At 58.0% G+C, this 13,111-nt stretch carries 12 protein-coding genes; 4 read left to right on the top strand and 8 right to left on the bottom strand.

The features are described 5' to 3' along the window. Nucleotides 1-5 precede the first annotated feature (5 nt). Together CFU_RS25355 and CFU_RS03990 are read left to right on the top strand one after the other, a co-directional pair. Nucleotides 6-281, top strand: a complete 276-nt coding sequence (locus CFU_RS25355; RefSeq protein WP_014004762.1) for a hypothetical protein — start codon at nucleotides 6-8, stop codon at nucleotides 279-281. A 373-nt stretch (nucleotides 282-654) separates the two neighbouring features. Continuing rightward, a complete protein-coding gene (locus CFU_RS03990; RefSeq protein WP_014004761.1) occupies nucleotides 655-1,194 on the top strand; it encodes a peroxiredoxin in 540 nt (179 codons plus the stop codon). Between the two features lie 73 nt (nucleotides 1,195-1,267). On the opposite strand, the gene CFU_RS03985 is transcribed toward CFU_RS03990, so the two are convergent. Continuing rightward, nucleotides 1,268-2,470: an MFS transporter gene (locus CFU_RS03985; RefSeq protein ID WP_425304698.1), complete on the bottom strand. Its 1,203-nt coding sequence runs from the start codon at nucleotides 2,468-2,470 to the stop codon at nucleotides 1,268-1,270. Nucleotides 2,471-2,674: 204 nt separating this feature from the next. Here CFU_RS03985 and CFU_RS03980 point away from each other — a divergent pair, with 204 nt between their 5' ends. Next, a complete protein-coding gene (locus CFU_RS03980) occupies nucleotides 2,675-3,481 on the top strand; it encodes an AraC family transcriptional regulator (protein WP_041741233.1) in 807 nt (268 codons plus the stop codon). A gap of 120 nt (nucleotides 3,482-3,601) precedes the next feature. Here CFU_RS03980 and CFU_RS03975 read toward each other — a convergent pair whose 3' ends face one another. After that, a complete protein-coding gene (locus CFU_RS03975) occupies nucleotides 3,602-4,210 on the bottom strand; it encodes a glutathione S-transferase N-terminal domain-containing protein (protein WP_014004758.1) in 609 nt (202 codons plus the stop codon). Nucleotides 4,211-4,499: 289 nt separating this feature from the next. On the opposite strand from CFU_RS03975, the gene purB reads away from it, so the two are divergent. Next, nucleotides 4,500-5,867: an adenylosuccinate lyase gene (gene purB / locus CFU_RS03970; RefSeq protein ID WP_014004757.1), complete on the top strand. Its 1,368-nt coding sequence runs from the start codon at nucleotides 4,500-4,502 to the stop codon at nucleotides 5,865-5,867. Between the two features lie 66 nt (nucleotides 5,868-5,933). Here purB and secF read toward each other — a convergent pair whose 3' ends face one another. From secF to queA, 6 genes are all read right to left on the bottom strand, one after another. Then, nucleotides 5,934-6,878 carry a protein translocase subunit SecF gene (gene secF / locus CFU_RS03965; protein ID WP_041741232.1) on the bottom strand — a complete coding sequence of 315 codons (945 nt, stop codon included), beginning with the start codon at nucleotides 6,876-6,878 and terminating at the stop codon, nucleotides 5,934-5,936. A 96-nt stretch (nucleotides 6,879-6,974) separates the two neighbouring features. Further along, on the bottom strand, nucleotides 6,975-8,840 hold the full coding sequence (gene secD / locus CFU_RS03960) for a protein translocase subunit SecD (RefSeq protein ID WP_014004755.1): 1,866 nt from the start codon (nucleotides 8,838-8,840) through the stop codon (nucleotides 6,975-6,977). 189 nt (nucleotides 8,841-9,029) lie between these two features. Continuing rightward, a complete protein-coding gene (gene yajC / locus CFU_RS03955) occupies nucleotides 9,030-9,383 on the bottom strand; it encodes a preprotein translocase subunit YajC (protein ID WP_014004754.1) in 354 nt (117 codons plus the stop codon). 211 nt (nucleotides 9,384-9,594) lie between these two features. After that, entirely contained in the window at nucleotides 9,595-10,722 is a 1,128-nt protein-coding gene (gene tgt / locus CFU_RS03950; protein WP_041742978.1) for a tRNA guanosine(34) transglycosylase Tgt, read from the bottom strand. A 118-nt stretch (nucleotides 10,723-10,840) separates the two neighbouring features. Next, nucleotides 10,841-11,848: an STAS-like domain-containing protein gene (locus CFU_RS03945; protein ID WP_014004752.1), complete on the bottom strand. Its 1,008-nt coding sequence runs from the start codon at nucleotides 11,846-11,848 to the stop codon at nucleotides 10,841-10,843. Between the two features lie 70 nt (nucleotides 11,849-11,918). After that, nucleotides 11,919-12,947, bottom strand: coding sequence for a tRNA preQ1(34) S-adenosylmethionine ribosyltransferase-isomerase QueA (gene queA, locus CFU_RS03940; protein WP_014004751.1), 1,029 nt, complete (start codon nucleotides 12,945-12,947; stop codon nucleotides 11,919-11,921). Nucleotides 12,948-13,111: the final 164 nt, after the last annotated feature.

The raw sequence follows: 13,111 nt of genomic DNA, 5'->3' as shown, positions 1-13,111 counted from the left end.
GTCTCATGAAAAAGCGACTGTTAATTGGAGCAACACTGCTCGGTGCAACCATGCTGCTAGGCGGCTGCGTTGCCTATCCTTACGGCGGCGACGGCTATTACGGCGGCGGCTACGGCAGTTATTACGGCGGCGGTTATTACGCTCCGGCGCCGGTGTATGTGGCGCCAAGCGTGGACATCGGCTTCGGCTATTCGCGTGGCTGGGGCGGCGGTTGGGGTGGACGAGGCTGGGGCGGCAGAGGCGGCTGGGGTGGAGGCGGCGGCTGGCACGGCGGCCATTAAGCGAGTCAATCGCAGCGTTGCCTAAACAAGTGATTGGACAACGCCGCGATCTCGACGCATGATGCTGCTTATCATCGGGGGCTGTTAACAATTAATTTGGGAGTGCGAACGCGCGGCAGGCGTTACAGGCCTAGGCACGACGACGCGGCGTAGTGGTGCTACGGCAAGGAGGCGGATGGCCGCCCCGAGTAACGACGGCATGTGACGCCTGCAGCCGTTCCCGGAGGGTTCAAGCCAAAACGTGCGCTGGCGGCGTTGCATAGCTTGCAGGGGCGACCTGCCCCTGCTACGCTACGCGCCTTGCCAACACACGTTTTGGCTTGAACGCATCTCCCAAATTAACTGTTAACAGCCCCCTAATCCAGGAGTCTTCATGAAACGACTGATTGCCGCTTTATTGGTTTGCAGCGCTGTTGCAGCACCGGCTTTTGCCGCTCTCAAGGCTGGCGAGCCGGCGCCGCCGTTTACCACCCAGGCTTCCCTCGGCGGCAAGGTGTTCAGCTATTCGCTGGCCGATGAGCTGAAAAAAGGCCCGGTGGTGCTCTACTTTTACCCCGCAGCTTTCACCAAAGGCTGCACCATCGAAGCCCATCTGTTTGCCGATGCGGTCGACAAGTACAAGGCGCTCGGCGCGTCCGTGATCGGCGTATCGGCCGACAACATCGATACCCTCAACAAATTCTCGGTCAGCGAATGCCGCAGCAAATTCGCGGTTGCCTCGGACCAGGACCAGAAAATCATGAAGTCCTATGATTCGGTGCTGCTGGCGAAGACCAACTACGCCGACCGCGTATCGTACGTGATCGCCCCCAACGGCAGCATCATCTATGAATACAGCAGCATGGATCCGGGCAAGCATGTCAGCAACACGCTGCAAGCGCTGGAACAGTGGGTGGCCAAGCAAAAGAAATGATGCTGCAGTAGATAGAAAATGAGCAGAAAAAAGCGCGCTGTCGCCAGCGCGCTTTTTTTACGACTGACGCCGGTCAGCCGGCAGCTTTGCGCCGGTGTCCCTCAAGATTGGGCAGGAATGCCGCCAGCAGGCCGATCAGCGGCAGGAAAGAGCAGACCTGGTAGACGAAGCGGATGCTGGTCATGTCGGCCAGCTGCCCCAGCGCGGCGGCGCCGATGCCGCCCATGCCGAAAGCGAAACCGAAGAACAGGCCAGATACGGTGCCGACCTTGCCAGGCACCAGCTCTTGGGCGAACACCAGGATCGCCGAGAACGCCGAAGCCAGGATCACGCCGATCACCACCGTCAGTACGCCGGTCCAGAACAGGTTGGCGTATGGCAGCATCAGGGTGAACGGCGCCACGCCGAGGATCGACACCCAGATCACCACTTTGCGGCCGACCTTGTCGCCGATCGGACCGCCCAGCACGGTGCCGGCAGCCACTGCAAACAGGAACACGAACAGATGCAGCTGCGCCGACTGCACCGACAGCTGGAATTTGTCGATCAGGTAGAACGTGAAGTAGCTGCTGAGGCTGGCCATGTAAAAATATTTCGAGAAAACCAGCATCAGCAAGATGCCTACCGAAAACAGCACTTTGTTGCGCGGCAGCGCTACGTGATGCTGTTTTGCCTTGGCCGGCTTGCTCTTGGCTTCCTGGCGCTTGCGCTTGTACCAGTTGCCGATCTGCCACAGCACCACGATCGCCAGCAGCGCCGCCGCCGAGAACCAGGCGATGCTGGTCTGTCCGTGCGGGATCACGATCCATGCCGCCAGCAGCGGCCCCATGGAACTGCCGGCATTGCCGCCCACCTGGAAAATCGACTGCGCCAGGCCATGGCGGCCGCCGGAAGCCATGCGCGCCACGCGCGACGACTCCGGATGGAAGATCGACGAACCGGTGCCGACCAGGGCCGCAGCGAACAGCAAGATGCCGTAGCTGGGCGCGACCGACAGGATCAGCAGGCCCACCAGCGTGAACCCCATGCCCAGCGCCAGCGAGTACGGCTTCGGATGTTTATCGGTATACAGCCCCACCAGCGGCTGCAGGATCGAGGCGGTGATCTGGTAAGTCAGCGTGATCAGGCCGATCTGCGCAAAGCTGAGGTTGAAATTGCCTTTCAGCAGCGGATAGATGGACAGGATCAGCGACTGGATCATGTCGTTCAGGAAGTGGGCGAAACTGATGGCGCCCAATACGCGGAAACCGGTTTTCTCGGCGTCGTGCGATCCCATGGCGGGGGAAATCTGCTTGGCTGCGGTTGGCATGGTGGTGAGATGAATAGTGGGAAGAATGTGCAATGAGAGACGCAAAGTACGCGGCCTGTTTAGCCGTCGACAAGATGATCATCATTCGCAAGACGTTAGTGTAAGCAAAAAAGTCGAGACTGTTTTAAGATAGAAAGACATAATTTGTCGTATTTCTGCCATTCTTCCTTTATGCCAGCCCAAATACTTACCCATACCACCATCGGCTTGCTTGACGTCGTGCCGGACCAGTTGCATCCGGTGCGCCTGCGCGCGCGCGACCTGGACGCCGCCAAGCTGCTGAGCGCGCATTCCCATCCCTGGGGCCAGGTCACCTACGCAGCGGAGGGCGTGCTGCGCGTGAGCGTCGGCAACAGCACCTGGATCGTGCCGCCGCTCAGGGCGATCTGGATTCCGCCGCTGGTGGAACATGAAATCGCCACCATGGAAAAATCGCAGTTGCGCGCCTTGTACATCCATACCGATGCGACGCCGTTCGACGGCCAGGAATGCATCGTGCTGGAAGTATCGACCTTGCTGCGCGAGCTGATCGCCGCGCTGTCGCAAACCGACGACGGCAGCCGTAGGGAAACCTTGCTCAGCCAATTGATACTGAGCGAACTGGCGGCGGCGCAAACCCAGGGCATACGCATCTCCCTGCCGACCGAAAAGCGCTTGCACGCCATCTGCCAGGCCTTGATGGAAACGCCCGACTCCAGCATGACGCTGGCCGTCTGGGCAGACCAGGTCGGCGCCTCGGAAAGAACCCTGGCGCGCCTGTTCGAACGCGACCTGGGCATGACCTTCGGCCAGTGGCGGCAGCAGATCAGGCTGGCGCACGCGGCGCCGATGATCGCGCGCGGCATGCCGCTGTCGCTGGTGGCGACCGAACTGGGCTACGCCAGCCAGTCGGCTTTTTCCGCCATGTTCAGGAAAACTTTCGGGCAGTCGCCGTCGACTTTCTTCGCGCCGAAGAAAAGCAGCCAGGCAGGCAATTAGCGCGCGGCCGGGCCTCGGGTCATGCAGGAATGTGAAGAGGTTTACGCAGAGGAAAGATGCCTCCGAATGCCGCTGTTCCATGGTCCATCTTGCGGAACAGCCGGCTTCGGCGATGTGGGCTTATTGCGGAACGGTGTCCTTGAACGACTGGCGCTCGGACAACTTCTCGTACAGTTTAGCCAGCGTCGGATAATCTTCGCGCCAGCTAATCTCGGGGAAACGAAAACTGAGCCAGCCCAGGGCGCAGCCGACTGCGACGTCGGCCAGCGAATAATGGGTGCCGGAGCAGAACGGCTTTTCCGCCAATCCCGCCGCCATCGCTTTCAGGCCGCCGTCGATCTTGCGCTGCTGGCGGGCTATCCAGGCCTGGCTGCGTTCGCCTTCAGCTCGCTGCGTGCTTTCCAGGCGGATCAGCACGCCGGCTTCCACCACGCCGTCGGCCAGCGCTTCCCAGCATTTCACTTCGGAGCGCTCGCGGCTGTTGATCGGGATCAGTTTACCAACCGGCGTCAGGGTGTCGAGATATTCGACGATCACGTGCGAATCGAACATGGCGCCGCCGTCTTCCATCACCAGGCAAGGCACCTTGCCCAAGGGATTCGAAGTGTGAATCTTGGTGTCGGCGGCCCAGACGTCTTCCAGCACAAATTCGTAGTCCAGTTTCTTTTCCGCCATTACTACGCGTACCTTGCGGACGAAAGGACTACCGAGGGAACCGATCAGCTTCATATGTCACTTATGGTAAAAAAATGTTGGCTGATTATAGCATTCGCCCCCCGCCACTTTGTCCATCGCCACCCAGGCCTGAACGCAAAGCGGCATATTTACCACGTTGCAAATGGTAAAATTCGGTTTGGCTGGTTATTGCCTTGCGTTGTCGCCGGACGTTGTTGCCAAAATTGTTGCCAGAATTTCATAGCGCGCTTATATAGCACGCTTAAGCACGCTGCGTACTTGCAAAATAGAAACAACAGGCATACCGCCCCTATCTTCATTCACCTCTATAGTCACCATTATCATGTCTCTTTCCACGCTTTCCGCCCTGTCCCCGCTGGATGGCCGCTACGCCGCCAAAACCGACAAGCTGCGCCCTATCCTGTCCGAATCCGGTTTCATGCACCACCGGGTCAAGGTTGAAATTGCCTGGCTGCAAGCCCTGTCGAATGCGGGCTTTGCCGAGATCAAACCTTTTTCCGCCAGCGCCACCGCGTTGCTCGACAAGCTGGCCAGCGACTTCAGCGAAGCCGATGCAGAACGCATCAAGGCCATCGAAGCCGTCACCAACCATGACGTCAAGGCGGTCGAGTACTGGCTCAAGGAACAAGTCAAGGATGTGCCGGAACTGGTCGCAGCGTCTGAATTCATCCACTTCGCCTGCACCTCGGAAGACATCAACAACACTTCGCACGGCATGATGCTGAAAGCGGCGCGCGATACCGTGCTGCTGCCGGCCCTGCAGCAAGTGATCGCCAAGCTGACCGAACTGGCGCACACCAACGCCGAGCTGCCGATGATGTCGCGCACCCATGGCCAGCCGGCCAGCCCGACCACGCTTGGCAAGGAAATGGCCAATGTCGTGGCGCGCCTGCAACGCGCGGTGAAACGCATCGCCGCCGTGGAAATCCTGGGCAAGATGAATGGCGCGGTCGGCAACTACAATGCCCACCTGTCGGCCTACCCCGACTTCGACTGGGAAAATTTCTCGAAGAACGTGATCGAACAACGGCTGGGCCTGGTGTTCAATCCCTATACCATCCAGATCGAACCGCACGACTATATGGCGGAACTGTTCGACGCCATCAGCCGCAGCAACACCATCCTGCTCGACCTGAACCGCGATATCTGGGGTTACATCTCGCTCGGCTTTTTCAAGCAGCGCACCAAGGCCGGCGAAATCGGTTCCTCTACCATGCCGCACAAGGTCAACCCTATCGATTTCGAGAATTCCGAAGGCAACCTCGGCATGGCCAACGCCGTGCTCAAGCACATGTCGGAAAAGCTGCCGCTGTCGCGCTGGCAGCGCGACCTGACCGATTCCACCGTGCTGCGCAATATCGGCGTCGGCCTCGGTTATGCGATCCTGGCTTACGACAGCTGCCTGCGCGGCCTGAACAAGCTGGAAGTCAATCCCGGCCGCCTGGCGGAAGACCTGGACGCTACCTGGGAAGTGCTGGCCGAGCCGGTGCAGACCGTAATGCGCCGCTACGGCATCGAGAATCCGTACGAACAGCTGAAAGAGCTGACGCGCGGCAAAGGCATCTCCAAGGATGCATTGCGCGAGTTCATCCTCAAGCTGGAAATCCCGCAGGACGCCAAAGACCACCTGCTGGCCATGACGCCGTCCAACTATATCGGGCATGCCGCATCGCTGGCCAAGAAAATCTGAAGCCCGGCTTTTCGCCAGACCAAAAAAAACCAGCCCGAAGGCTGGTTTTTTTATAACCGCAACGCCTTACACCACAGCGCCGTCAGTCTCGTCTTTTTCCTTGACCGGCTTGATCATGTCTTCACGCTTGACGCCCAGCCACATTGCTACTGCCGCCGCCACGAACACCGAAGAGTAGATACCGAACAGGATACCAATGGTCAGCGCCAACGCGAAGTAATGCAGCGCCGGACCGCCGAACACGAACATCGACAGCACCATGATTTCAGTACTGCCGTGGGTGATGATGGTACGGGAAATCGTGCTAGTGATCGCATGGTTCATGACATCGGAAACCGCCAGCTTGCCGAAGCGGCGGTCGCGGAAAGTTTCACGCACGCGATCGAACACCACCACCGATTCATTCACCGAATAGCCCAGCACCGCCAGGATCGCCGCCAGTACGGTCAGCGAGAATTCCCACTGGAAGAAGGCGAAGAAGCCGAGGATGATCACCACGTCATGCAAGTTGGCGATAATCGCCGCCACCGCGTACTTCCATTCGAAGCGGATGGCCAGGTAGATGACGATGCCGATCACCACGAACAGCAGCGCCATCAGGCCGTCGTGCGCCAGTTCGTCGCCCACCTGCGGTCCGACAAACTCGGTGCGCTTGAGCTGCACGTCGGGGTCCTGCTGCTGCAAGGCTTTCAGTACGGTTGCGCTTTGGGCGTTGGAATTTTCACCTTTTTTTGCCGGCAGGCGAATCATCACATCCTGGGCGGTGCCGAAATTGGTGACCTGGTTATCGGTATAACCGATGCCTTCGACCGTCTTGCGTATGCCCTCGATATTGGCCGGTTTGCTGTAGGCGACTTCGATTACCGTGCCGCCGGTAAACTCGATCGACAGATGCAGGCCTTTCGAGAACAGGAAGAATACGGCCAATACAAACGTCAGCGCCGAGATTGCATTGAATATCAACGCATGGCGCATGAACGGAATATCTTTCTTGATACGGAAAAGTTCCATCACATTCCTTTTGGTTCACACCACTGGTTCTTGCTTGTGCGGCCACGTGGTCGCGGCCGCAACGTTATTCGATATCAGCTAGGGCTTGGTTGCGGCTCAGGCGTTCGGTTTCCAGATCTGGCCGATCGACAGGCTGGTCAGTTTCTTCTTGCGGCCGTACCAGAGGTTGGCGAAACCGCGCGAAACGAACACTGCCGAGAAGATCGAAGTCAGGATGCCCAGGCAATGCACCACCGCAAAACCGCGGATGGCGCCGGAACCGAAAATCAGCAATGCCAGGCCGGCGATCAGCGTCGTCACGTTGGAGTCCAGGATCGTGGCCCAGGCGCGGTCGAAACCGATCGAGATCGCTGCCTGCGGCGAATTGCCGTTGCGCAGTTCTTCGCGGATACGTTCATTCACCAGCACGTTGGCGTCGATCGCGATACCAAGGGTCAGCGCAATCGCGGCGATACCCGGCAAGGTCAGCGTCGCCTGCAAGGTCGACAGCACCGCGATCAGCAGCAGCAGGTTGACCGACAGCGCCAGCACGCTGAACAGGCCGAACAGCATGTAGTAGATGATCATGAACACGGCGATGACGGCGAAACCGTACATGGTCGAGTCAAAACCCTTCTTGATATTCTCGGCGCCCAGTTGCGGGCCGATGGTGCGTTCTTCGATGATGGTCATCGGCGCCGCCAGCGAACCGGCGCGCAGCAGCAGCGCCAGGTCGGCCGCCGCTTCAGGCGAACCCATGCCGGTGATCTGGAAGCGCGAACCCAGTTCGCTCTGGATCGTCGCCACGGTCAGGACTTCGCCCTTGCCTTTTTCAAACAGCACGATCGCCATCGCCTTGCCGACCTTGCCGCGGGTAGCATCGCGCATCTTGCGGCCGCCGTCGCCGTTGAGGTCGATGCTGACCGCAGGCTGCTGGTTCTGGTCGAAACTGACGGCAGCGCTGGAGATATAGTCGCCGGTCAGCACAGGGTCCTTGTACAGCACTACCGGCGCATTCTTGCCGACCTTGAACAGTTCGGAACCGAAAGGCACCGCGGCGGTGGCTTCCGTGCCGCGGGTTACCGATTCATCCACCATCCGCACTTCCAGCGTCGCGGTACGGCCGATGATGTCCTTTGCGCGCGAGACATCTTGCACGCCGGGCATCTGCACCACGATACGGTCAGCGCCCTGGCGCTGAATGATCGGTTCGCTGACGCCCAGTTCATTGACCCGTTTCGACAAGGTCGTGATGTTTTGCGTGACGCCGTTGTCGACGATCTGCTTCAGTGCTTCAGGCTTCAGCGATGCGCTCAGCATCGGGTCGGCGCCGGCCACCGGCAGTACTGCCTGGATCGACATCTCGGACAGTTGCGGCGCCAATATGTTGAGCGCCTTGTTCAGCGTATCCTGGTCGCGGAAACTGATTTCTATCGTATCGCCATTGCGGTTGATGCCGCTGTAACGGATATCCTTGTCGCGCAGTTCGGTGCGGGCGCTGGCTTGCAAACCCTGCAGGCGCTTGTTGATTACCGCCTTGGTGTCGACTTGCATCAGGAAGTGCACGCCGCCGCGCAAGTCGAGCCCCAGGTACATCGGGAATGCGTGGATGGCTTGCAGCCAGTGCGGCGTATTCGGCACCAGGTTGAAGGCCACCACATAGACCGGATCGGTCGGATCGGTATTCAGTGTCTGTTCCAGCAAAGCCTTGGCCTTGAACTGGGTGTCGGTATCGTGGAAACGGGCGCGCACCGTGCCTTGGGCGCCGGCGTTCTCGAACGTGACGCTGTCGGTCAGCAAATTGCCTTGCTGTAGCACTTGCGACACCCGGTCAGCCAGCGAGCTGTCGATCTTCAAGGTCGATTTGCCGCTGCTCACCTGTACCGCGGGCGATTCGCCAAACAGATTCGGTATGGTGTACAGCACGCCGAACAGCAGCGCGATGACGATCAGGATATATTTCCAGAGAGGATAGCGATTCATATTGATTCAGCGTTCTGTGTGAGTCTCAGAGGGAGTCTCTTGCCTGGTTATGCAGCCGAGATGCCTGCGTGCAATGTCTTGCCGTGCTGCGCTTGTGGCATTGCGCCGCCAGGCTGTTTTTATTCCGGACTTTACATTTGAAGAGAGCACCCATCCGGATGCTCTCGTTCCATCAGTCTGGCGCCTGGATTACAGTGCCGTCTTGATTGTGCCCTTCGGCAGCAATGTGGTGACCGAACCCTTTTGCACCACGACTTCAGTGCCGCTGGCGATTTCCAGGGTGATGTAGCCGTCGGTGACCTTGGTGATCTTGCCCAGCATGCCGCCGGCTGTCACGACTTCATCGCCCTTGGCCAGCGCTTCCATCATGGATTTCTGTTCTTTCTGACGCTTCATTTGCGGACGGATCATCAGGAAGTACAACACCACGAACATCAGGATGATAGGCAGAAAGCTGGTCAGGTTGCCGCTCAGGCCAAATGGGCCGGCAGCGGCAGTAGCCGCAGGTGCAGTTTGCGCGTATGCGCTGGAAATAATTGACACGAGTTGCTCCAGGTAATAGTTTGAAAATAGCCCAGCATTCTAGCATTGGGTAACGGCATACAACCGTCCAGCCGCGCCCCGGCGCTATTTATTGCCGGGAAATCGGCCCGATCCGCCGCCTTTATGGTGTCAGCAGGCAGATCGGACCAGTGAGCATAGACCGGTTTATCGGCAAACAGTTGCAAAATGCATACTTTTACCAAGGTAAATACTAGACCCCGCGCGCCCGGTCCAGGTGGAACTGGGTCACGAATACGCTGAACTGCCCGACATCCAGCGCTGCCCGGATATTTTTCATCAGGTCCAGGTAGTAATGCAGATTGTGTATCGTATTCAGGCGCGCGCCAAGGATTTCGCCGGTGCGATGCAAATGATGCAAGTAGGCGCGCGAGAAGTTACGGCAAGCGTAGCAGCCGCAGGTCTCGTCCAATGGCTTTTCGTCATCCTTGTAGCGGGCGTTCTTGATCTTCAGGTCGCCGAAGCGGGTAAACAGCCAGCCGTTGCGGGCGTTACGGGTCGGCATCACGCAATCGAACATGTCGACGCCATTTTCAACGCCGGCCACCAGGTCCTCAGGCGTACCGACCCCCATCAGGTAATGCGGCTTGTCGGCCGGCAGGCGCGGGCCGATATGCTCCAGCACACGCATCATTTCTTCCTTGGGCTCGCCCACCGACAGGCCGCCGATGGCGATGCCGTGGAAGCCGATGTCTTCGAGGCCGGCGAGCGATTCGTCGCGCAGGTTTTCGAACATGCCGCCCTGGACGATGCCGAACAGCGCATTCGGGTTTTCCAGCTGGTCGAATTCGTTCTTGGAGCGCTTGGCCCAACGCAGCGACATCCGCATCGACTGCGCCGCTTCCTCGCTGGTGGCGGGCCGGCCGTCGATTTCATACGGCGTGCATTCGTCGAACTGCATCACGATGTCGGAATTCAGCGATTTCTGGATCTGCATCGACACCTCGGGCGAGAGGAACAATTTATCGCCGTTGATCGGCGAGGAAAATTTCACGCCCTCCTCGGTAATCTTGCGCATCGCGCCCAGCGAAAACACCTGGAAGCCGCCGGAATCGGTCAGGATCGGCTTGTCCCAGGCCATGAACTTGTGCAGGCCGCGGAATTTGTCGATCACGTCGGTGCCGGGCCGCAGCCACAGGTGGAAGGTATTGCCGAGGATAATCTGGGCTTCGATCTCCACCAGCTCCAGCGGCGACATTGCCTTCACCGAACCATAGGTGCCGACCGGCATGAAGATCGGCGTTTCGACAACGCCGTGGTTGAGTTTGAGACGGCCGCGGCGGGCCTTTCCTTCGGTTTTTAATAATGTGAATTCAAGCATAATTTTCTTGTTGACGGCATCACTCTTTTGCAAATGCCAGTTTATGGAGACAAACGCGTTCGCTACACGACGGTAGCCCTGAAAATCTATTCAGCAGTTTCCCTGGCTCGCTGGAGAATCACGTAGGATTCTGAACGCGTTTAATCATCGCGGTAATTGACGCTGAAGCTTTGAACGGTATCATGCTGATCTCTGGATGAGCATTTTGAAATACTCGAAATACCTCATCGGCAAACGCCTGTCCGATCTCGTCGACGCCCGAGAAGTCCAATATCACACTCTGGAATCTCTCGAAGCGCCGTGTCAGCCGTTTGGCCTGAGAACGTGAAACCAAGGTTTCCCCTTCGTGTTGAGCAAGCCGTACCGGCACGGTCGTTTTCGCAAATGAAAATTCTTCCGGCAATGCAAAACGATCAAACACCTCTTTCGCCGTTCTCGCGCTGTCATTATCCAAGCGCATGGAAACCAGCGTACCGCTCACGTCCACGTCATGCTCGATCAACAAATCAGGTTGTTCGCTATCATGGTCAAAGTGCAATTTACCAGAACGGATTTCGTAGTGGTCCATCATCTTGGACGAAAAGAAAATACCTTCGCCAGAGTGATTGGCGGGGTCAGTAGTGAATTTCCCCTTGGCCAGTTCAAGTATCGCTTCACGCGTATCGTAAAGATCCAGCGCCTTTTGAATTTTTAAAAAGATACCCTCACCGGTATCAGAGACGAATCCTTCTGTAAATAATGCGTTCATTTTCATTCCAACCTTAACTTGCTCGGAATTGGAATGATCGACGGCATTGTTAATCATCTCCGTCATAGCGTGTTGCCATATCCCGCGCACATTGCCTGGCAACTGCCGCAACATGGGCGCGCACAGTTCACGCCAAACAACGTCTTCCGATAGACCCTCGCGCAGGTAATCCTTCCAGGCATAATCCTGCGCAACAAGAGCATAGCGTATTCCCCGACCGGTTCCTTCGGATGAAATTATCCCCGCCTCTTTTGCCTTAGCAAGCCAGGTGCTAGCAGCTTGTCTTGAAATACCTTCCTTTTCAGCCAGACGAGCTGCAACATTTTGTCCACTGGCATCAACAAGTTGACAAATTGTCCTTATTTTTAATTTATCCATACTAAATTGTCATTCATAGGACAATTAATTGTCAAGAAAATTAAAATAAACGTAAAGATCCGCTTTACGTTTATTGACTGGCTCTCTGCAATGACAAAAGCATCGCATCGCCGTAACTGAAAAAGCGATAACGCTGCGCGATGGCGTGGGCGTAGGCGGCGCGGATGCAGTCGTAGCCGGCAAAAGCCGAGACCAGCATCAGCAAGGTCGATTTCGGCAAATGGAAGTTGGTGATCAGGCGCTCCACGGTCTTGAAAACATAGCCGGGAGTGATGAACAAGGCGGTATCGGCGCTGCCCGCCTGCAAAACGCCGGACTGCGAAGCCGATTCCAGCGCCCGCAAGCTGGTGGTGCCGACCGCGATCACCTTGCCGCCCGCAGCCTTGGTGGCGCGCACCGCCTCCACCGTGGCTTCGGTGATGGTGTACCACTCGCTGTGCATTTTGTGTTCCGCCAGGTTCTCGCTGCGCACCGGCTGGAAGGTGCCGGCGCCGACATGCAGCGTGACATAGGCAAAACCGATGCCCTTCTGCTGCAGGCGCTCCAGCAAAGCCTGGTCGAAATGCAGGCCGGCGGTCGGCGCCGCCACCGCGCCGGCGTGTTTGGCGTAGACGGTTTGATAACGGGTTTCATCGAAGGCGTCGGCATCGTGTTCGATATACGGCGGCAACGGCAAACGGCCGTGGGCCTCGATCAGCTCGAATACATCGGCCGGGAACACCAGCGTATAAAACTCGCCGACGCGCTCGCCCACCACCACATCGAACGCTTCGGCCAGGCAGATCCGGGCGCCGGCCGGCGGCGATTTCGAGGCGCGCACCTGAGCATGCACGGTGCGGTTGTCGACCACGCGCTCGACCAGCACCTCGACCTTGCCGCCGGTTTCCTTGACGCCGAAGAAGCGCGCCTTGAGCACCCGTGTGTCGTTGAACACCAGCAGGTCGCCAGCGGCGAGCTGGTCGACGATGTCGGTAAATTGGCGGTCGATCAGGCGATCGCCGTCTAAGTGCAGCAGGCGCGAGGCGCTGCGCTCGGACAGCGGGGTTTGCGCGATCAGCTCAGGAGGCAGCTCGAAATCGTAATCGGAGAGAGAATGCATGCACGAATAAGTAAGGAAATAAAAAGGAAACCAGGCTCAACTTGCCAATACGGCCATAGGCTTTACAATGGCAAACGCTGAAATCCGTACACAACACGGACGCAACGCTATGCTTTTTGATAAGCAAACCCGCTATTTTACGCCCTGTGGCCTCAAAGCTACCC

It is taken from the genome of Collimonas fungivorans Ter331, assembly GCF_000221045.1.
GTDB lineage: Bacteria > Pseudomonadota > Gammaproteobacteria > Burkholderiales > Burkholderiaceae_D > Collimonas > Collimonas fungivorans_A.
Note: the sequence above shows the minus strand (reverse complement) of the source record. Positions and strands in the feature narration are given on the sequence as shown.